This window comes from Methylocapsa aurea (assembly GCF_000746085.1).
Classification (GTDB): domain Bacteria; phylum Pseudomonadota; class Alphaproteobacteria; order Rhizobiales; family Beijerinckiaceae; genus Methylocapsa; species Methylocapsa aurea.
In genome coordinates, this window is sequence record NZ_JQKO01000004.1 from 80,429 (window position 1) to 100,977 (window position 20,549).

Annotated in this window: 13 protein-coding genes and 1 tRNA gene; 7 read left to right on the forward strand and 7 right to left on the reverse strand. The window is 60.1% G+C overall.

Annotated features, from left to right (window positions below):
- The first annotated feature begins 23 nt into the window (after positions 1-23).
- Positions 24-1,565: a relaxase/mobilization nuclease domain-containing protein gene (locus tag DL86_RS03495; RefSeq protein WP_036258277.1), complete on the forward strand. Its 1,542-nt coding sequence runs from the start codon at positions 24-26 to the stop codon at positions 1,563-1,565.
- Positions 1,566-1,630: 65 nt separating this feature from the next.
- On the opposite strand, the gene DL86_RS03500 is transcribed toward DL86_RS03495, so the two are convergent.
- Complete coding sequence (locus DL86_RS03500; protein WP_036258279.1) at positions 1,631-1,957, reverse strand: helix-turn-helix domain-containing protein; 327 nt, start codon at positions 1,955-1,957, stop codon at positions 1,631-1,633.
- Entirely contained in the window at positions 1,954-2,301 is a 348-nt protein-coding gene (locus DL86_RS03505; RefSeq protein WP_036258281.1) for a type II toxin-antitoxin system RelE/ParE family toxin, read from the reverse strand. Before DL86_RS03505 ends, DL86_RS03500 begins: the two co-directional genes overlap by 4 nt.
- Positions 2,302-2,438: 137 nt before the next feature.
- Between DL86_RS03505 and DL86_RS03510 the strand changes: the two genes are divergently transcribed.
- Both DL86_RS03510 and DL86_RS03515 read left to right on the forward strand, forming a co-directional pair.
- Positions 2,439-2,684, forward strand: a complete 246-nt coding sequence (locus DL86_RS03510; RefSeq protein WP_245276212.1) for a PLC family EF-hand domain-containing protein — start codon at positions 2,439-2,441, stop codon at positions 2,682-2,684.
- Positions 2,685-2,731: 47 nt separating this feature from the next.
- Entirely contained in the window at positions 2,732-3,946 is a 1,215-nt protein-coding gene (locus tag DL86_RS03515) for a tyrosine-type recombinase/integrase (RefSeq protein ID WP_036258283.1), read from the forward strand.
- A 316-nt stretch (positions 3,947-4,262) separates the two neighbouring features.
- Here the strand turns inward: DL86_RS03515 and DL86_RS03520 are convergent, their stop codons facing one another.
- Entirely contained in the window at positions 4,263-8,135 is a 3,873-nt protein-coding gene (locus tag DL86_RS03520; RefSeq protein ID WP_036258284.1) for an ATP-binding protein, read from the reverse strand.
- 253 nt (positions 8,136-8,388) lie between these two features.
- Positions 8,389-8,556, reverse strand: a complete 168-nt coding sequence (locus tag DL86_RS19640) for a hypothetical protein (RefSeq protein WP_156964460.1) — start codon at positions 8,554-8,556, stop codon at positions 8,389-8,391.
- A 449-nt stretch (positions 8,557-9,005) separates the two neighbouring features.
- On the opposite strand from DL86_RS19640, the gene DL86_RS19095 reads away from it, so the two are divergent.
- Entirely contained in the window at positions 9,006-10,622 is a 1,617-nt protein-coding gene (locus DL86_RS19095) for a recombinase family protein (protein WP_342585850.1), read from the forward strand.
- On the opposite strand, the gene DL86_RS03530 is transcribed toward DL86_RS19095, so the two are convergent.
- Positions 10,579-10,655, reverse strand: a tRNA-Met gene (locus tag DL86_RS03530). The genes DL86_RS19095 and DL86_RS03530 overlap by 44 nt on opposite strands.
- Positions 10,656-10,875: 220 nt before the next feature.
- Between DL86_RS03530 and DL86_RS03535 the strand changes: the two genes are divergently transcribed.
- From DL86_RS03535 to DL86_RS03550, 3 genes are all read left to right on the forward strand, one after another.
- The gene (locus DL86_RS03535; protein WP_051952606.1) at positions 10,876-12,159 is read left to right on the forward strand and encodes an SGNH/GDSL hydrolase family protein; all 1,284 of its coding nucleotides are present in this window, start codon (positions 10,876-10,878) and stop codon (positions 12,157-12,159) included.
- Between the two features lie 572 nt (positions 12,160-12,731).
- The gene (locus DL86_RS03545) at positions 12,732-13,361 is read left to right on the forward strand and encodes a L,D-transpeptidase (protein WP_245276213.1); all 630 of its coding nucleotides are present in this window, start codon (positions 12,732-12,734) and stop codon (positions 13,359-13,361) included.
- Between the two features lie 181 nt (positions 13,362-13,542).
- Positions 13,543-14,328 carry a L,D-transpeptidase gene (locus DL86_RS03550; protein ID WP_051952608.1) on the forward strand — a complete coding sequence of 262 codons (786 nt, stop codon included), beginning with the start codon at positions 13,543-13,545 and terminating at the stop codon, positions 14,326-14,328.
- Positions 14,329-14,358: 30 nt separating this feature from the next.
- Here the strand turns inward: DL86_RS03550 and DL86_RS03555 are convergent, their stop codons facing one another.
- Positions 14,359-15,777 (reverse strand): glutamate synthase subunit beta, encoded by a 1,419-nt coding sequence (locus DL86_RS03555; protein ID WP_036258288.1) that lies wholly within the window; start codon positions 15,775-15,777, stop codon positions 14,359-14,361.
- Positions 15,778-15,858: 81 nt separating this feature from the next.
- The gene (gene gltB / locus DL86_RS03560; protein WP_036258289.1) at positions 15,859-20,547 is read right to left on the reverse strand and encodes a glutamate synthase large subunit; all 4,689 of its coding nucleotides are present in this window, start codon (positions 20,545-20,547) and stop codon (positions 15,859-15,861) included.
- Positions 20,548-20,549 lie beyond the last annotated feature (2 nt).

The window sequence follows — 20,549 nt, forward strand, 5'->3', positions numbered from 1 at the left end:
GGACGTCATTCAAGGGCGCTCTTGTGTACGTCCTGCACGACAAGCACGCCCAAACCTCCGAGCGCGTCGGGTTCGTGGAGCTGCACAATCTGGCCACCGACGATCCGCACCGCGCCTGGCGCGAAATGAAAGCCCTGTGCGATGCGGCCGACGAGTTGAAGAAGCGGTCCGGCGTGAAGGCGACTGGGCGCAAGCTGACCAGGCCGGTCTATGCCTTCACCCTCAACTGGCACGAGGCCGACAATCCCGATCAGGCCCACATGCGCGAGACCGCCTTCGAAGCCTTGCGTACCCTCGGCATGGAGAACCATCAGGCGGTCATCGTCGAACATACCGACCGGCCCCACAAGCATGTCCATATCATCGTCAATCTGGTCAACCCCGAGACCGGCCACGCCGTGTCCCTGTCGAACGATGCCCATAAACTCGACCGGTGGGCCGACGACTACGAGGTAAGCCAGGGCGTGATCCGGAGCCCCGACCGTCGGGCAAAGTTTCATGCGCTCGACAATGGCATCGAGCCGCCGAAGCGGCCGGCCCAGGCGAAATCGCGCGAGGAATGGGAAGCCACCCGGAAACTCAACGGCGAAAAGGCAAAACAGCGCGCCGCCGAAATCAAGGCGGCCTATGCCGCCCATGTCGCGAATCTGAAGGCGGCGCAGGCCAGCGCGTTCAAAGCGCGCAACGCCGACTCCGAGAAACTGTGGAACAGCTATAAAGCCGACCGCAAGGCCGTGACCGATCGCTACCAGCCGTTCATTGACGCCATCTGGAAAAGCAAACGGAGGAGCCCACCGCATCCCTATACCGAGCAGGCGCTTCATGACCTTCAGGAAAGCGCCGAGTGGAAGCAATTCGGGCGCACGCAGTTCGCCCAGCGCCGCCTCTTCAATGCTCGCGAACGCTCCCTCCTTGGTGCGATCGGCAACGCCGTGCGCCTTCACTATGCGGCCATGAAAGAGCGGGGCGGCCTCGCCCGTCTGTTCAAGCTGATGATCAGCCCGGCAACCCGCCGGAAGCAGTTCCAGCAGCAGCAAGAGAACGAGAAACAGGTTCTGCGCAAACGTCAGGCGCAGAGTCGCAATGAAAGAGCGGCAACCTTGAAGGCTGCGCGTCGCGTTGAACTGGCGAAGCTCTCACAGGAGTTCCAGAGGGACCGGGAAGCCATGAAAACCCGTCACGCTTCCGAGGTCGCCGCACAGAAGGCGGTCTGGCGACAGCTCGCCGCCGAACGCGAGAAGGTCTGGTCGGACTTTCGCAAGGAGTTCACCATTCCCGAACTCCGGCAAGAAGCCGACCAGCAGCAATCTCTTCGCGACGAGTTCGGGGAAGCCGCATCGGGAACCACCCGGGCCGAAGCCAAACAGGAACACCAGCGGAAGGCCGATCAGAGTCAGGGAAAAGGAGCCGACCGCGCACCGCCCCCCGAAAAATCACCCCGGCGGGACTGGCGCGCCAGACGATCGGCGGCGGAGCGCAAAGCCGATGGAACTTACAAAAAGCGAGACCGAGGCAACGATGATAGCGGGCGCGGCCGGCAGCGCGATCGTTACGACCATGATTGACTTGCACCTATGTCGGAAGACCCAAAGTGCCACTTCCGGGACGGGATACCGGCGCCGAGAATGCGTTATCTATGTGATGGGACGGGGATTGCCCGTTTTACATTCGGCCGCACTTTCACGTTTACATCGACGCGCTGATCCAGACGGCCCAGCACCGTCATCAGACGGTCAACCGTGAACCGCCCGATGTTCGCGTTGCGAATCCGGGAGAAATCGGCGGCAGCAATGCCCGTCAGTTCCGCAGCCTTGCGGACCGTCAGGTGTTTACGGTCTAACGCTTTAACAATCTGCGCCGCCAGGATGGCGCGTAGTTGCTCAAGATCGGAATTTGGCATGTCAAAGTCACGAAAGACATTGCCGCTCCCGTGTACCAGTTCAAAATCGTCGCTCATCGCAGAGCCTCCTTTAGTCGTTTGATCCGTTCGCGGATCAGGTCAATTTCGGCTTTTGGCGTGCTGATCCCGCTTTTCGATTTCTTCTGGAACGCATGCACAATCCAGATATCGTCCGCCAGTTGCAGTGCGTAGACGACGCGGAAAGCGTCTCCTCGATGTTTCAGCGCCAGTTCCAGCACGCCGGATCCCAGACCTGTCAGCGGCTTCGCAATGTCAGGGAATCCGCCCTCGGCAACGATGGTCAGGGCGCGGGCCATATCCTGTCGCGCCCCCAAAGGGAATTCCTCGAAATCTTTTCGGGCCGCTTTGATCCATGAGATCGGCCGGGTCTTGCGTGTCATCCATATTATGTTGTCATATCTGACAACATAAAGTCAACAAGATTCGGATAATGTACGGCGACCAGAAATTGAACAATTATGGATAGTGAAGTATAATTTAGTAATATAGACATGGCGTAAGGATCGCCGAAAGCAACGTGACGGAAGCAGATAAACGACCTCATTATCTCGATTTTGAAGAGGCCCGCCAGCTTCTGGCCGAGATGAATATTCACCTGACTCCGCGCCAGATCAAACGGTCGTCAGACATGGACGCGAGAGGAAAGCGTAAGCTGCCCTGGTTCATTGATCCGATTGAGGGGCGGCTCAAAATCGAGAGGAACGCGCTGCTGAGCGCTTATTTCAATCGACAGGTCGAAGCGGAGCGCTCTTATGATAACTGATCTTTCTAAGATTGCAGTTTATCCAACAGATTTGCTATGAATATACTATGGCAGACATAAGAAAAAGAACCGGAGCGAAGGGAACAACGTATCAGGTCCGCTATCCCTCCAGCACCACGAAATCCGGCTACACCTATGCCACCTTCGACACGCTGAAGGAGGCGCGCGCTTTTCTGGAAAGTGGATCGTTACGGAAAAATGGGCGTGCGCGGTCAGGTGACGTCGGGACCGTCGCGGAGGCCACGGATATGTGGCTGCGTATATGCGAGAAGGAGGGGCTCAATGGCCGGGAGCCGGTCACGAATTATACCTACGGAAACTACGAGTACCGGGCCGGTTTCATCAAAGCCTATGAATGGCCGAAGCCGCTGGCCGATCTTACCGCGCCCGACATCGTGGCGTTCCGCTCTTGGCTGCTAAACGGTGAGGTGAGCCGTGTGGTCGCCAGCAAGGTTCTGTCGTCTTTTCACTCGGTCATGAAGGAGATGACCATCCGAGGCCATCTCGCGCACAACCCGGCCGTGGGAATCTCGGTGCGAGCGGATTCGCGTTATCAGGAGCCCGTAAGCATACCGACGAAACAAGAGATCATCGCTCTTCTGGCCGCCGCCGACCGGCTGGCCAATTCAAAGAACAAACTGACTGCAAAGACGTGGCGACGCTATCGCCCGATGCTCTACCTTGCAGTGGATTCTGGGATGCGGCCACAGGAATATCTCGCGGCCAGCCGGTCGGCTCTTCGCGGCAATGGCATCTATGTCGATCGTGCCATCGAAGGCGGCGGCAGCGAGATTTCAGTTACGAAGACACCAGCCGGGCGACGGTTCATAGACCTCAGCCCCGATACGCTCGATATGGTCGGCCATTACGCAAGCAACCATGCCGCCGACAACAAATATGATCTGATCTTCCCGTCGGAGAACGGGCGCTGGCAGTCCCGCCGCAACTGGCAGCGGCGCGGGTTCGATATCGCCTGTGAGGAGGCCGGTCTGGTTGAGACCGTGACCGTGGACGGCGAGGATGTCGAACAGGCGAAGTACCGGCCCTACGATCTGCGGCACTTCTTTGCATCGATGCTGATCGAAAAGAAAACCAACCTGAAGAAGATACAGGCCTTGATGGGCCACACCAATATCGAGACAACCCTCAACGTCTACGGACATTTGCTCGAAGACAGCGACCGCGATAAAATAGGATCAGCAGGGTTGCTAAGCGGGATACTTGAGAAAAGTTGTGGCGAGTCTGTGGCGAGACAGGCCTAAGGCCCGCAGAAACCAAGGACTTTTCTTGCATGGGGTGCAAGGGGTCGCAAGTTCGAATCTTGTCACTCCGACCATTATTAAATCAAAGACTTAGTTGAATATTATAGAAACAAATCGACCAACTCTACGAAATTTGCCACAAAAATTCGGCCCGCTGAAACCCGCAGAAATCCGCGATTGTCCGTCTTGGTCCGTCTCAGCCTGTGGCGAGTTTGTGGCGAATTTTCACATTCCATCCCGCGAGCAAAGATCCGTCCGAGGCGGCTTGTTTCCCAAACCTTGCCCTTGATGGTTCGAACTGGCAGTCCACTCTAGTCTAGTTAGGAAGTTCAAACATAACCCCTACAACTTCCAGCAATCCGGTCAGGCGTGGAAAGCCAAGCTCACCCTCAAGGCTGAGAATTTCGCCCGGAGCTGTGCCATCCGGATTTATGCTCTCCAGCAGGATTATGGCCTCGTGCCGGCGTAGCCGCTTGAAGTATCGCGCGCCGTTCTCATCAACCGCAATGACGAGCCGTCCGTCCATCTCACCGAGGATTTCAGGCCTCAGAGTGACGGGCTGAGTCATGATGAACTGACCATCAAGTGCTAGAGGCTCGGCGCTTCGCCCACTCACCTTGAACAGCTTTGCATTTTGAAGCAGCATGTTAACGACCGTTAGGTCGCTCAGCGCAACAAACTCAGCGTTTTCATCCTTCGGTGGCGTCGGAAGCCTGGACGAGGCGAACAGAGTGCCTACGATCTTCCGAAGTGTTATCTTCTCCTGCGGTGCAATGACCGGCTGAGCGAGCGCATAGGGGTCCACGGATTGTCCAGTCAGGATGGCAATGTGCGGGTGAATTTCCGTTTCGTTGTATCGGCGCGCGAGCAACTGGTCTCCGAACGTCGTGACCACGAGGTTCCGCGCGTGCACTTTCGCATAGTTGCTGACGATGATGACGTCGCCGATGGCTGCCACCGGATCGAGCGTTCCTGCGGCGAGCTGATAGGCGTCGTGGTTGTGAAGTGTGATGTTGATTGACTGCGCCAGTTCCTCGACCGTTATTAGCCCATCTCCCGCGCGGCCATCAGACCTTGCTGCTGCCGCGATTCCTGTGTGCACGAGAGTAAGCTTCTTGAGCTCGATGGCGTTGCCCACCGGCAGTGGAATAACATTGTCCATCCACGGAAAGAGGCGAGGTTCGCCCGAATATGCCTCGTATTCCGCATAGACTTTGAAGCATGTATGTATCTGGGTTTGAAGGGTACTCTCCCAAAAGGACTTCACGTCGCCCGCTTGTGCCACGCCGATAGTGCCGTCAAATTTGTGGTGTGATTCATTGATAATTTTCATCGGTTTCGCACCGCCGCCGCCCGTAATCGTATTGAGCAGCTTCTCGAACGAGGGCCGATTGAAGGGCGCAGCACTGGCCTCGCGCAGCTTCTTCATCAGAATTGCGAGCTGGTCCAGAGATAGGTCGCATACATCCGGTCCTTCGCAACGAAGCATGATTTTAAGCAAGTCTTCGCAATAGGTCCGGATCTCGAAGACATAATGATGGCCTAGCGCGTCATCCCCTTTATCCTTGGCTTCCTCGTAGCTTCGGGCAAGAGAGTTCCCGTTTATAACCGTCGCAACCTTGGATGCCGTATTCATCCTAACAACGAGACCCTGCTGACCTGTCAGTTTTTCGATATTCACGAGAAGTTGGAAGAATTGACGTTCATGGGTGACGACCAGAAGCTGCATGGCTTCCGTTGCGGTTGGGCTTGCATTGGCAAGTAGCGCGATTTCCTCGGCCCACTTTCTTTTATTGCGCGGATCGAATGTAACCTGCGGGTCGTCCAGCACAACGAGCGGAAATGGATTTGTGCCAAGCGACTCCAAGATTTGTTCCCTCAATGCGAGGATAAACGCCCATAGTATAGCGCGCAGCCAGGAACTGTTCGCAACAGTTGAAGCGTCAATTCGAATGCCATGATCGAAACTGGCAGATATCTGAACGGATTTCTTGCTCAGCGCCGCGTCTTCGAATGAGAGACGTTCTTTGAAATGGATGCGGTCAAGAACAGACTTCATCCGACCGGAAAGCGCGGAAATCGAGCCTGCAGTTTCGGTTGCAACCAGCGTGCGCAACTCTTTGAGCGGCTCCAATGCCCCTGCGATCGCGTCGCGGACAAGCTGCTGCGTGTGAATCACAAGCCATTTCTCCGCTTCTGTGGCGGCGTCCTTTAGCGCCTTGGTGAGGTCGTCGAGCGGGGCGGCTTTTTCGAGTGCCGCTTCTAGTGAAGCGAGTTTGCCTTCTAAGCTGTCTGTAGGAAACTTGCCCTCCGCATCGGCGATACCTTTGAGCGTATTCCAGCTATCCACGAAAGACTGTCGATTGCTGGCCCACCATTCTACGAGTGCCGCGATACGCTCTATGTTCTCGATGTATGAAAGGAGGTTCTTCGCGGCGGTAGGCGCGTCGGACGATGCACTGGTTTCTGTGTGCCCGAAAGTCGGCAGCTTGGCGGCGAGCGCGGTGGTGGTCGCGGTCACAAAATTCGCCATTCCAGTCAGGACTGCGGAGAAAGGAGGCTCCTGCGCAAAGCGCTCCTTGGCGGCGGCTTCAAACGAGTCGCGAGGCTGCATGTCGGCGAGCAGCGTAAGATGCGCATTGATAGAGTCGGGAAGAAGATTTCGGATGTTCTTCTCAAGTTCCGCGCACGCATCTGTGAGCTTGCGCTCCGCCACTGCGGCAGCCTTCTTAAGTTCTTCCAACTCGGCTGCCAGGGCCCTGCGTTTGGCGCCTGAGAGCTTGCTCTCGCACAGAGGGCAGTCTGCATCTTCGTGAGCATGTTCCGCCGCAACGAAGAACTGCGATGCTAGAGCCTTCAACCGCAGCTTGGTATCTTCAGCTTGGCGCTGATCCCATGCGACAGCCTCCGCTAGTTTTGTCCTCGCTTCGGCAAGAGCCGCAGGTAGCTTTTGAAAGCCCGCGTCCATATGCGCCGTCTTCAATGCGGCCCAAGCATCGAATGTGGGGATGCCTTTGACATTCTGCTGAAGAATGCCCCGCGCCGCGCTGACTGCGTTCTTTATCTTGGCGCGGTCATCCGGCTTGCTCATATCGAGGTCGCTGGCGACGTCCGATGCGAGAATGCTCAGATGGGTGCCAGCAAGTGCGGAGGCACTCTCCGCTGTGTCTCGAAGCTCCTTGGCATAATCCGTGTCTTCACGTTTGCCGGTGATTTTGAGTTCAAAGGTGGCTTTAACAGCCTCCTCGGTAGCGCGCTTAAGCGCAAGTTCCATTTTCGCTTCAATCGCCTGAACACCTCTGTCCACTCCATACTTTAGAAAGCGCTTGGATTTGTGCGCGAAGTTCGCTGCGCCTTCCCCGATGTCGGCGAGTTGGTCGAGTCCGGTCAGAAGCTTGACGGCTTCGTAAATTGATTGGCTACGTTCGCCGAAACCGATGCGCGTTAATCGCGCTGGCATCAGCAGGCCGGTTTCGATGAGTTGCGGTGCTGACAGCAATACAGGAGCGATTTTCGTCTCGAACTTTGGCTCCGCAGATCGAGCAGCGACCAATCGCCTATATGCTTCCGCCGTATCGCCGTTCTCATTTTGGAACGTGAGACGAACCCACGCCTCCGCTGGGCCACTTAGCTTCAAGGGCGTGGCAGGGTAAGAAACGGTGGGTGGCCAATCGCCGATTTGAACGCCAGAATCATTGAAGACGGGCATGCGCCGCCCGTCATCCTGGATGACGCCATCTTGGTCGCGGCACCGACACCCGGTAAGTGCCCAGACGATGGCACTGGCAATTGACGTTTTGCCTGAGCCGTTCTGGCCCTCAAGACACCAATTCTCACCGTCGACGGCAAGCACGAAGTTGGGACCGTCGACAAGATTGAGGCCACCAAACCCGGCTGATTCCAGACGAATCAACCGCCACCTGCCAGTGTATACTGCCGTTGTTATCCCTTTGGCGGTAGCGGCAGGATCAAAGGATGTGTTCTGCCAAGCCGCAATCAAGCCATCGAACAACTCCTCTTTAGCGTCTGCGACCTTGCTCTGGTCACAAGACAGGAGGAAGTGCAAATTGCGTCGCGCGCCCGGCGTTGTAAGCTGAATATGACCCGCTTTAAGATCGCCGAATTTCGCCCAAGACAGAACATTTCCCGAAAGAAGGGTCTGAATAGCCTCGGATAATGGAACAGGCATTGTGTTCTCTCCTGCTCGCGAGAGTAGGACAGAAAGACCCTTGCAATCCAGTAGAACTGTACGTTGCCAATTACGATTATGCAAAAGTTCTAAGTGCCGCCCTGCCATGACATGCCGATTGGCACGGGCCAGATTAAAGCGGGAGTTCACGGATATGATGTCGTGCAGAGGCCCAGCCAAATTGGCTCGCGCCAGAAAGCATCATAACAATGATACTTACTGCGCATTAATAGTGCGCGGCGCGCGGATGATGCTATGGCGTCGGCGGCTTCGGCCTGCGGGCATTAAGCGCCCGTCTCAGACTTTCGAGGGCCATCAGCGCTTCCTTGCGCTGCGCTTCGTAGAAGCCAATCGCGCGGACGGCTTGCTCAAAGAGTGCCTTCAGTTCGGCTTCGGTTCTGTATCTGGTCCGGTTCGTCATTGTCGTTCCTTTCGTCCATGTTGTTATTCACGGGCGTTGGAACAGCGGCGGGCCAAACCGCACCCTTCAGGGCCGCAACGTCAGAGGAGGAGCTTCACGCTTGCCACGAGGACAGCCGCTATAAATGACCGGCAAAGAACGAACACCGATGGACGGGGAACGGCAGGGGCAACTTTGACCAGTTCGCGACCAGGAATCCGGACTGCTGCGCCACTACGTTGAGCATGACGGCACTTGACGCCGTTTTCCGACGAAGCAGTGCATATGAACCGGGCACCCGGCTCCGAGAAAAAGTCTGAAACCGCGCGCCGGCCGCTGGAAGCCAGCTCGGCTACGCCGGACCCCAGGCTCCTGGAATTCGTCAAATCGCTTGCGCGAGCGGCCGCGAGGGAGGATCATCGCCGGGCTGCCGAGGCAGCCTTGCCCCGGCCCGAACCGGACGAACAGTGATGCGAACCGCCATTTACGCACGCTTCTCGACCGAGCTTCAGCAAGAGCGCTCCATCGAAGACCAGGTCGCGCTGTGCCGCGCCTATGCGGCAAAGAACGGCCTCGACGTTGTCGGCACGTTCGACGACCGGGCGCGTTCCGGCGCATCGATTTTGGGCCGCGACGGCCTGATGCGCATGATGGACGCGGCGCGGGACGGCGCTTTCGACGTCATCCTCGTCGAGGCGCTGGATCGCCTCTCGCGCGATCAGGAAGATCTCGCCGGACTCTGGAAGCGCCTGAACTTTCTTGGCATCGAGCTCAGGGCCGTACACGACGGCAAGGCCGACCAGATCCAGATCGGCATACGCGGGCTTGTCGGGGCGCTCTATCTCCAGGACCTCGCCCACAAGGTCCGGCGCGGCATGTCCGGTGTGATCCGCGACGGGCGGCATGCCGGCGGCCGCGCTTATGGATACAGACCTATGCCGGGGAAGCCCGGCGAATTGCAAATTGATGAGGACGAAGCCGCGATCGTCCGCGAGATATTCGAGTCCTATGTCGGCGGCAAAACGCCACGCGAGATCGCGGCCCGCCTGAACGCGCGCAAGGTTTCGCCGCCGCGCGGACGCTACTGGGCCGCTTCGACCCTGAACGGCTCGCTCACCCGTCATAACGGGATCATTCTCAATGACCTTTATGCGGGCCGTATCATCTGGAACAAGGTCCGCATGATTAAGGACCCGGACACGGGGAAGCGCGTCTCGCGCCCGAACCCGCAATCCGAGTGGCAGTCCATCGACGCGCCGCATCTGCGGATCGTCAGCCAGGACTTGTTCGAACAGGCTGGCGCGATCAAGCAGGAGCGCGGCGGGCCGGTTCCCAACCAGACCCGCAAGCCCAAGCGCGTCCTCTCGGGTCTTTTGAAATGCGGCTGCTGCGGCGCCGGCATGTCCGTCAAGGACACAAGGAAAGGGCGGCAGCGCATCCAGTGCACGCAAATGAAGGAGACGGGCGCCTGCGATCATCGTCGTGTTTACGATCTCGACACGATCGAGCGCACGGTCTTCGACGGCCTGAAAGCCAATCTCACCACGCCCGATCTTATCGCGGCCTATGTCGAGACCTATAACGAAGAGCGCAAGCGGCTCGCGGCCAGCCTGATCGCCAACCGGTCGCGCATCGAAAAGCGGCTCGCGCGGGTCAAACGCGAGTTTGACCGTATCTTCCAGTCGTATGTGAAAGGATTCTCCGAAGAAGCGGAGGTTCGCGAACCGCTCGCTGAGCTGAGGGCCGAGCGGAAGCAGCTCGAAGCCGATCTTGCCAGTGCGGAGAAGCCGCCTGAGACCGTGGCGCTTCATCCGACGGCTCTTGCCCGCTATCGCCAGCAGGTCGAGGACCTTCAGAAAGCCCTGTCGTCAGAAAGTTTAGGCGACGATCGCGAGCCCATCCGGGCGTTGCGGGAGTTGGTTGCTTCCATCATCGTGCTGCCCACGCCGCCTGGCGCGCCCATAGAAATCGAAGTGCGAGGCCGGCTCGCCGCGCTCATCGGCCATGAGGTATTTCCGGCAGCCCGAATGTGGGGGGGAAAGGTGGTAGCGGAGGAGGGACTCGAACCCCCGACACAAGGATTATGATTCCTCTGCTCTAGCCGGCTGAGCTACTCCGCCCCAGTGCGCCTAAAAGGACGCGCGCCGAGACGCCCGCGATATAGGCAAGGGGGAGCATTTGTGTCAAGCAAACCATCCGGCGGCATTCCAGCGCAAGAGAGCCGGGATCTCCCCATTGACGTCGCCGACCAAGCGGCATTCACGGGCGATTCGGAAGCAGAGCGCGAAAGGCGCCGCTTAAGGGATGCGCCAGCGGCGATCGAGGCGTATATTGGGCCGCATGATGGATATGGTTCAACGGGAAACCCAGGCGCCGCCTTGCCCAAGGATGCGGCGGCCGGGGCGAGGGCTTTGGCTGGCCATTGTCGCCCTTCTGCTGCACCTTGGCGGCGGATCGGCGGCGTTCGCCCAGGCCGATCCCTTTGCCTGGTTCACGCATTTGTTCCAGCCCAATCCGCCGCCGGGCCATGTCATGAAACCCATGAGGCCTAGGCCGGAAGTTCACCGCGCCGCGCCGAAACATTCCGCCGCGCGGCCAAAGCCAAGCTACCGGACAACGGAGCGGCCGGCCGAAAGAACGAGCGAAAAATCTGGCGAAAAAGCGGCCGAGAAGCCAGCCGTCGCGCCGAGCTATTTCGTTGCGGTGCTGGGCGACAGCCTCGCGCAGCTGCTGCAACAAGGCTTGGGCGAGGCCTTTGCCGACCGGCCTGAGGTCGCGATCCTGCGCAAGGCGAAGGAAAGCAGCGGCTTGGTGCGCGACGATTTCTACGACTGGACAAAAGCCGCGCAGGACTTGCTGGCCAGCGGCGAAAAAATCGACTTCGCCGTCATGATGATCGGCAGCAACGACCGGCAGACCCTGCGAGACGCCAATGGGGCTCATGAACCGCGCTCGCCGCAATGGGAGGAAGCCTATGCGCATCGGATCGAGTCGATCGCTTCAATGTTTCGCGAGAAGAAAATTCCGCTTGTCTGGGTCGGCTTGCCTGTGTTGAAAAGCGAACGGCTCGCCGCCGACGCCGCCGCCTTCAACGAGATCTATCGCGAATATGCCGCCAAGGCCGGCGCCTCCTATATCGATATCTGGGAGGCATTCGCCGACGAACTCGGTCAGTACAGCGCCCTCGGGCCTGACATTAATGGCCAGATCGTTCGCATGCGCTCCTCCGATGGGGTCCATTTCACCAAGGCCGGCGCGCGCAAACTGGCGCATTTCATCGAGCCGGAAATCCGCAGGAACCTCGATGAAACCCGGCCGCGCCTCGATCCAGAGGTCGCCAATCTCCCCTCCCCTGCAGCCGACGCCCCCGCCCCGCCTAACGGCGAACCCGAGCCAGAGCCGGTTGCTCCGCCGCCCCTGGTCAAACCGATCGCCGGCCCGATCCTGCCCTTGACCGGCCCGGTGCTCGCCCCGGGCGGCGAACTCGCCACGCGGATCGCGCCGACCGGAGCATCTGGAGACCGGCCCAAGCGCCAAGCCGGCGAGACATCGCAACAGACAAGCCCACTCGAAGCCAAACCTGGCCGGGCGGACGATTTCGCCTGGCCAAGACCGCGGCCTTAGACCCGCTCCGAGTCAGGCGCCGATCGGCTCTCTTCAACAATGTAACTATACAAAGAGCTAGACTCTGCTCTCCGCCTGGATCGGAAAGCGCTCTCGAAGCGCCTGCAGGACGCGCTCGGCGCGGCCGGACCCAACGCTGATTTTGGGTCGGATCCTATCGACCAAATGTTTTCGTTCGATCTGGATGCGCCGCCCCCGCGCGGTTGACTTAAATTGAATCGCTCTTGCGCTCGATGGCTTCGCCGCCGCGCCCCATCTTATCTAAAAAAATTCGGCGCCGTTTCCAAGATTGCGCCGCGCAGGTGGAAGGCCGTGTTTATGAGACATGCCAAAACGCTTTCCGATCGAATGGAATCATTCGATCGATCAGAAATCGCTCCAGCATAAAAGTGTTTGAGCATAGTCTCATCGAACAGCTGTTCGATGAGACTATGCTCAAGGCGCGGAACGGATCTCTCGCCTCGCCGCCAAAAAATCGCAATCGTCTCTTTTTCCAATGGAACAAACCGCACAGCTTGCGCGTTCGGTGACCAATAGAAGACGCCATAATGGTTTCGAACGGGGGTTGCCACGTGTTTAAAATCCGCTTCTTAAGGTCAAATGTTCTCGTCGCGGCCGCCGCGGCCTCGCTGCTCGCGACTGGAGCGAACGCCTTCGACGGCGGCGCGACCTCCGGCCTTCTCCGCGGCCAGGCCCAACAGGGAAGCCACATTCAGCAGGCGAACCTGCCGACGGCGCTCAATCGCGAAATTCCGGCGACGCGCGCAGTCGTCGACGATCCTACCGGCGAGCGCGCCGGCACGATCACGATCGACACCAAGAACCGCTATCTCTATCTGTCGATGGAAGGCGGCCGGGCGATGCGCTATGACGTTGGCGTCGGCCGCGAAGGCTTCGCGTGGCAGGGCCGCGCCTATATCGGCCGCCGCGCCGAATGGCCGACATGGACGCCGCCGGCCGCGATGCTGAAGCGCCGCCCCGATCTGCCGCGCGTCATGACCGGCGGCATCGCCAATCCGCTCGGCGCTCGCGCCATGTATCTCTACAATGGACATGGCGACACGATGTTCCGCATCCACGGCACCAATGAGCCCGACACCATCGGCCAAGCGGTGTCGTCCGGCTGCATCCGCCTTCTCAACGAGGATGTTGTCGACCTTTATCAGCGGATTAAGATCGGCGCTCCGGTTATCGTGCTTTAACCGCGAGGCAAGCGTTCGAAACCATACTGGACCGGTTCCGGCATCCGCCGAATCGGTCCGGCTTTGCTTTTAGGGCCGCTCCATAGGCCTGTGAATGCGACAGCGCTTCCCGCTTTCGCCGTTTTCACCTGTCAAGGTTCGCGCCATTGCGCCGGGGGCAGATCAAGCAAAGTCGAGTGTCATGATGCGTTCTATCGTTGCAAGAGTCGCCACGGTCTGCTTGGCCCTTCCGGCCGCTGCCTATCTGATCCTTGCGCCGGCTGGCCCGGCTTTCGCGCAATGGCGCAACTATTCCGGCTATGAGGCCTATCCAGCCTATCCGGCTTACGCTTATCCGGCCTATCCAGACTATTTCCCCGACGAATTGCCGCCGCCCTATCGTCGCGGCGAATATTATTATCCTTATGAACAGCCGGTCGAGCCGCGCTCTGGCGGTCGCGCGCGTCCGTCGGCGCAGGGCCGGGCCTATGGCGCGGGCTACGAGAGCGGCGACGTCGAACTCGGCGTCAATCTCCGGGAACGCACCGCCGCGCGCGTGCAAAATCCGACGAACGAGCCGCCTGGCACGATCGTCATCGACACGCAGTCGCGGCATTTATATTTGGTTCAATCCGGCGGATCCGCCATTCAATATGGGATCGGCGTCGGCCGCCAAGGATTCGAGTGGAGAGGCGTCGCGCGAGTTGGCCGCAAGGCGGAATGGCCGCGCTGGATTCCGCCGAAAGAAATGCTGAAGCGCCGCCCAGACCTGCCCGAAGAAATGGACGGCGGTCTCGAAAACCCGCTCGGCGCCCGCGCGCTCTATCTGTTCCAAGGTGAGAAGGACACGCTGTTTCGAATCCATGGCACCAATGAGCCGGATTCGATCGGCAAGGCCGTGTCCTCCGGCTGCATCCGCATGATGAATGCGGATGTCATCGATCTTTACCAGAGGGTCGGCGTCGGCGCGCGGGTTGTGGTGCTGTAGACCAGCATTCGGCCGCGACGCGCTGCGGCGCTATCTCGGCAAGAGGCTCGATCCCATCAAGAAGGCGTCGACGGCGCGCGCGGCTTGGCGCCCTTCGCGGATCGCCCAGACCACCAGGGATTGGCCGCGCCGCATGTCGCCGCAGGCGAAAACCTTCGGAACCGAGGTTGCGTAATTCACTTGATCGGCGGCGACATTGCCGCGCGCATCGAAGGCCACTCCAAGACTTTGCAAGAGCCCTTCCTGCACCGGCGAAACAAAGCCCATGGCGAGCAGGACAAGATCGGCCTTCAGCTCGAAATCGCTTCCCGGAATCTCTTTCAATTTATCGTCGAGCCTGACGCAAAGGATTTTCTTTACCGCGCCATCCTTGCCGCGAAACGCCTTGGTGAGCACCGAAAAATCCCGCTTCGCGCCTTCTTCCTGAGACGAGGACGTGCGCAGTTTCAACGGCCAGTTCGGCCAGGTCAGAAGCTTGTTTTCCTTTTCCGGCGGCTGCGGCATGATTTCGAGTTGGGTCACCGAAAGCGCGCCTTGTCGGATCGACGTGCCGATGCAATCCGAGCCGGTGTCGCCGCCGCCAATGACGACAACATGCTTGGCCCCAGCGAGGATCGGCTCGTTGCTGTGAATCGGCTCCTTGCCGACCCGCCGGTTCTGTTGTGGCAAAAACTCCATCGCGAAATGCACGCCCGCGAGGGTGCGGCCCTCGATCGGCAGATCGCGCGGCCTTTCCGCCCCGCCGCAGAGAACCACCGCGTCGAAATCATCGAGCAAAGTCTTGGCGTCGAGATCGACGCCAACATTCACGCTCCCATAAAAGCTCACGCCTTCGGCGCGCATCTGGTCGATCCGCCGGTCGATCAGATGCTTCTCCATCTTGAAATCGGGGATGCCATAGCGCAGCAAGCCGCCAGGCTTGGCGTTCTTCTCGAAAACATGCGCCTCATGGCCAGCGCGCGCGAGCTGCTGCGCGGCGGCAAGGCCCGCCGGCCCCGAACCGACCACCGCGACTTTCTTGCCCGTCTTCACGCTGGCGATCTCGGGCGCCACCCAGCCATTGGCGAAGGCCCGATCGACAATCGCGCATTCGATCGTCTTGATCGTCACCGGGTTGTCGTTGAGGTTCAGCGTGCAAGAAGCTTCGCATGGTGCCGGACAGACGCGGCCGGTGAATTCAGGAAAATTATTGGTCGAATGGAGATTGCGCGAGGCCTCCTCCCAATCGGAGCGATAGACGAGATCGTTCCAATCGGGGATCTGATTGTTGACCGGGCAGCCGGTGTGGCAATAGGGAATGCCGCAATTCATGCAGCGCGCCGCCTGATCCTTCGTCGCCTCCTCCGAGAGCGGGATGACGAATTCCCGGTAATGGCGAATCCGGTCGGAGGCCGGCGCATAGCGCCGATCGCGCCGATCGATTTCAAGAAACCCCGTCACCTTGCCCATGGAATATCCTCTGGCGGACGCAATCGCCCGCGACGCCCGAATGCTTCAGTTGTTCTGTGGCGCTTTCTCAGTGGGGAAGCCCTAAATCCCCACCGTCGCAAGCAGCCTTTGCTCCTGCTCCACCCGCATTTCCTCAATGGCGCGGCGATATTCGACCGGCATAACCTTGCGGAACTTATGCTTATAGTCGCCCCATTGGTCGAGGATCCGCCGCGCCCGCGCCGAGCCTGTGAAGTCTGCGTGGTTTGAAATCAGCTGATGCAGCCGCTCCGCGTCGAAACGGGTCATGTCGCCCATGACGTCGACGCGGCCGTGGAAGTCGAGGTCGCCGCCCTGGTGATAGCTCTTCTGCATCAGGTCTTCTTCTTCCGCGAGCGGCTCGAGCTCCACCATGGCGAGATTGCAGCGCTCGGCGAACCGGCCGTCCTCATCAAGGACATAAGCAATGCCGCCCGACATGCCGGCGGCGAAATTGCGGCCCGTCTCGCCGATCACCACGACGATTCCACCCGTCATATATTCGCAGCCGTGGTCGCCGACGCCCTCGACGACGGCCAGCGCGCCGGAGTTGCGGACCGCGAAGCGCTCGCCCGCGACGCCGCGGAAATAACATTCGCCGGCGATCGCGCCATAGAGCGCGGTATTGCCGATAATGATCGATTGTTCGGGCTCGATCCGCGACGCCGCCGGCGGAAAGATGATGATCTTGCCTCCCGAAAGTCCCTTGCCAACGTAATCATTCGCCTGCCCCTCCAGCGTGAGGGTGACCCCCGCGGCGAGCCAGGCGCCGAAACTTTGGCCGGCGGTTCCCTTGGCGTCGATGCGCACCGTCCCGTCCGGGAGGCCGGCATGGCCATGTTGGCGCGCGATCTCGCCCGACAACATGGCGCCTATGGCGCGATTGGTGTTGTTGATCGCGGTTTCGATCCGCGCCGGCGCGCCGCCATCGATGGCCGCCCTGGCCGCGCCGATGAGCGCGCGATCAAGCACATTGTCCAGCCCGTGATCCTGCGCCTCGGAGTGGAAAATAGATTGGCCTTGCGCGGCCTGCGGCTTGTGGAACAGCTTTGAGAAATCCAGCCCGCGCGCCTTCCAATGCTCGACGACCTTCTGCTTGTCGAGCATCTGCATCTGCCCGATCATCTCGTCGACGGTGCGATAGCCCATGAAAGCCATCAATTGCCGCACTTCCTCGGCGATGAAGAAGAAGAAATTGATCACATGTTCGGGCTGTCCTGTGAACCGCTTGCGCAGCACCGGGTCCTGCGTCGCGATCCCAACCGGACAGGTATTGAGATGGCATTTGCGCATCATGATGCAGCCGGCGGCGATCAAGGGCGCAGTGGCGAAGCCGAATTCATCGGCGCCGAGAAGCGCGCCGATGATGACGTCGCGCCCGGTGCGCAGGCCGCCATCGACCTGCACCGCGATGCGCGAGCGCAGCTTGTTCAGCACGAGCGTCTGATGCGTCTCGGCGAGCCCGATCTCCCATGGACTGCCGGCGTGTTTGATCGAGGTGAGCGGCGAGGCCCCGGTGCCGCCTTCAAAGCCTGAAATCGTCACATGATCGGCCCGGCCCTTCGAGACGCCGGCGGCGACCGTTCCAACGCCGACCTCGGAGACGAGCTTGACGGAAACCAAGGCCTCCGGATTGACGTTCTTCAGGTCGAAGATCAGCTGGGCAAGATCCTCGATCGAATAGATGTCATGATGCGGCGGCGGCGAGATGAGGCCGACCCCTTGCGTCGAATGGCGCACCTTGGCGATGACGGCGTCGACCTTATGGCCCGGCAATTGGCCGCCTTCGCCCGGCTTCGCCCCTTGCGCCATCTTGATCTGCATCATGTCGGCGTTGACGAGATATTCGGTGGTGACGCCGAACCGGCCGGAGGCCACCTGCTTGATCGCCGAGCGCATCGAATCGCCGTTGGGAAGCGGCTTGTAGCGATCCGATTCCTCGCCGCCCTCCCCGGTATTCGACTTGCCTCCGATCCGGTTCATCGCGATCGCCAGCGTCGTATGGGCCTCGCGCGAGATCGAGCCATAGGACATCGCGCCGGTCGAAAAGCGCCGCACGATCGAGGCGGCGGACTCGACTTCGTCGATCGGCGCCGGCGCGCGGCCGTCTTCCTCCGCGCTCTTGATGCGGAAGAGGCCGCGAATGGTCAAAGGCTGCTCTCTCTGATCGTTCAACAGCGCGGCATAGGCGCCATAGGTCTCCGCATTATTGCCGCGCACGGCATGTTGCAGGAGCGAGACCGACTGCGGCGACCAGGAATGCGCTTCGCCGCGAATGCGGAAGGCGTAATCGCCGCCTATGTCGAGGGCGTTGCGATAGACCGGCGCATCGCCGAAAGCGTCCTTGTGCCGGCGCACGCTTTCCTGCGCGATCTCAGGCAGGCCGACGCCGCCGATCCTCGTCGCGGTTCCAGTGAAATAGCGCGCGACGAACTCTTCTGCCAAGCCGACCGCGTCGAAAATCTGCGCACCGCAATAGGATTGATAGGTCGAGATGCCCATTTTCGACATCACCTTCAACAATCCCTTGTCGATCGACTTGATGTAGCGCTTGCACGCCTCGTATCCGTCGACTTCGTCGGGAAACTCATCGGCCATTGCGGCGAGAGTCTCGAAGGCGAGATAGGGATTGATCGCTTCCGCGCCATAGCCGGCGAGAAGCGCGAAATGATGCACCTCCCGCGCTTCGCCGGTTTCGACGACAAGTCCGACCGAGGTGCGCAGGCCCTTGCGGATCAGATGATGATGCACCGCCGCGGTGGCGAGCAGCGCGGGAATTGGAACGCGGTCGGGCCCGACGAGGCGGTCGGACAGGATGATGATGTTGAAGCCGCCATTCACGGCGCCTTCGGCGCGATTGCACAGCCGATCCAGCGCCTCGCGCATGCCTTCCGCCCCGGTTTCCGACGGATAGGTGATGTCCAGCGTCTTGGTGTCGAAAGCTTCCTCGAAATGGCCGATCGAGCGGATTTTCTCAAGGTCGCCATTGGTGAGAATCGGCTGGCGGACTTCGAGGCGCTTGCGCTTCGAATTGCCTTCCTGATCGAGGATGTTCGGGCGCGGCCCAATGAAGGACACGAGGCTCATGACCAGTTCCTCGCGGATCGGGTCGATCGGCGGATTGGTCACCTGGGCGAAATTTTGCTTGAAATAGGTGAAGAGCGGCTTCGAATTCGAGGACAGCGCCGAAATCGGCGTGTCCGTCCCCATCGAGCCAACCGCCTCCTGGCCGGTGACCGCCATCGGCGACATCAACAGCGACAAATCCTCTTGCGTGTAGCCGAAGGCTTGCTGGCGATCGAGCAGCGAGACGTCGGTGCGGGTCGAGCGCGGCTCGACGAGATTGAGATCCTCGAGGACGATCTGGGTGTGGGCCAGCCATTCGGCGTAAGGGTGCGAGGTCGCCAGCGCATTTTTCGTCTCGTCGTCGGAGATGATGCGGCCCTGCTCCAGATCGACCAGCAGCATCTTGCCCGGCTGCAGCCGCCATTTGGCGATGATCCGCTCTTCCGGGATCGGCAGGACTCCGACCTCGGAGGCCAGCACGACAAGGCCGTCGTCAGTGACGATATAGCGCGCCGGGCGCAAGCCATTGCGATCGAGCGTCGCGCCGATCTGGCGGCCATCGGTGAAGGCGACCGCCGCCGGCCCGTCCCAGGGCTCCATCAAGGCGGCGTGATATTCGTAGAAGGCGCGCCGCGCCTCGTCCATAAGCGGATTGCCCGACCAGGCCTCCGGGATCAGCATCATCATCGCATGGGCGAGGGAATAGCCGCCCTGCACGAGAAATTCGAGCGCATTGTCGAAACAGGCCGTGTCCGATTGCCCTTCATAGGAAATCGGCCAGAGCTTGCTGATGTCATTGCCGAATAGCCCCGAGGCGACGGACGCCTGCCGCGCCGCCATCCAATTGACGTTGCCGCGCAGCGTATTGATCTCGCCATTATGGGCGACGAGGCGATAGGGATGGGCCAATGACCAGGTCGGAAACGTATTGGTCGAGAAGCGCTGATGCACGAGCGAGAGCGCCGATTCGAAGCTTGGATCGGCGAGATCCTGGAAATAATGGCCGAGCTGGGTCGCCAGCAGGAGGCCTTTGTAGACGATCGTGCGGGACGAAAGCGAAACCGGATAAAAGCCCGCCGTGCGGGAATCGCGCAAATTATAGACGGCGTTTGAAATGACCTTGCGGAGGATGAACAGCCGGCGCTCGAAAACCGTCTGATCCTCGACATGGGGACCGCGCTTGATGAAGATCTGGCGGCTGACCGGGGCGCTCGGCTTGACGCTCTCGCCAAGACGGGAGGGATCGACCGGCGTATCGCGCCAGCCCAAAAATATCTGCCCTTCCTCGGCGACGGTGTTTTCGACAATCGCTTCAACAATCGCGCGCCCCTCGGGATCGCGCGGCAGGAACAAGGCGCCAACGGCATATTCGCCTGGCTCGGGCAGGTCGAATCCGAGGTCGCGCGCCTTATCCACAAAGAATCGATGCGGGATCTGGACCAGCATGCCGCAGCCGTCGCCGGCCTTGGGATCGGCGCCGACCGCGCCGCGATGATCGAGATTGAGGAGAATCTCGAGGCCCATCTTGATGATGTCATGCGACTTGCGATTATGCATGTCGGCGACGAAGCCGACGCCGCAAGCGTCATGCTCGCGGGTCGGGCAATAGAGGCCTTGCTCGGCGGGGAGGCCCGGATCGAGGACGAGAGGGCCGGCAGTGGGGTCGCGGAAAATGGGGTCGGTCATCT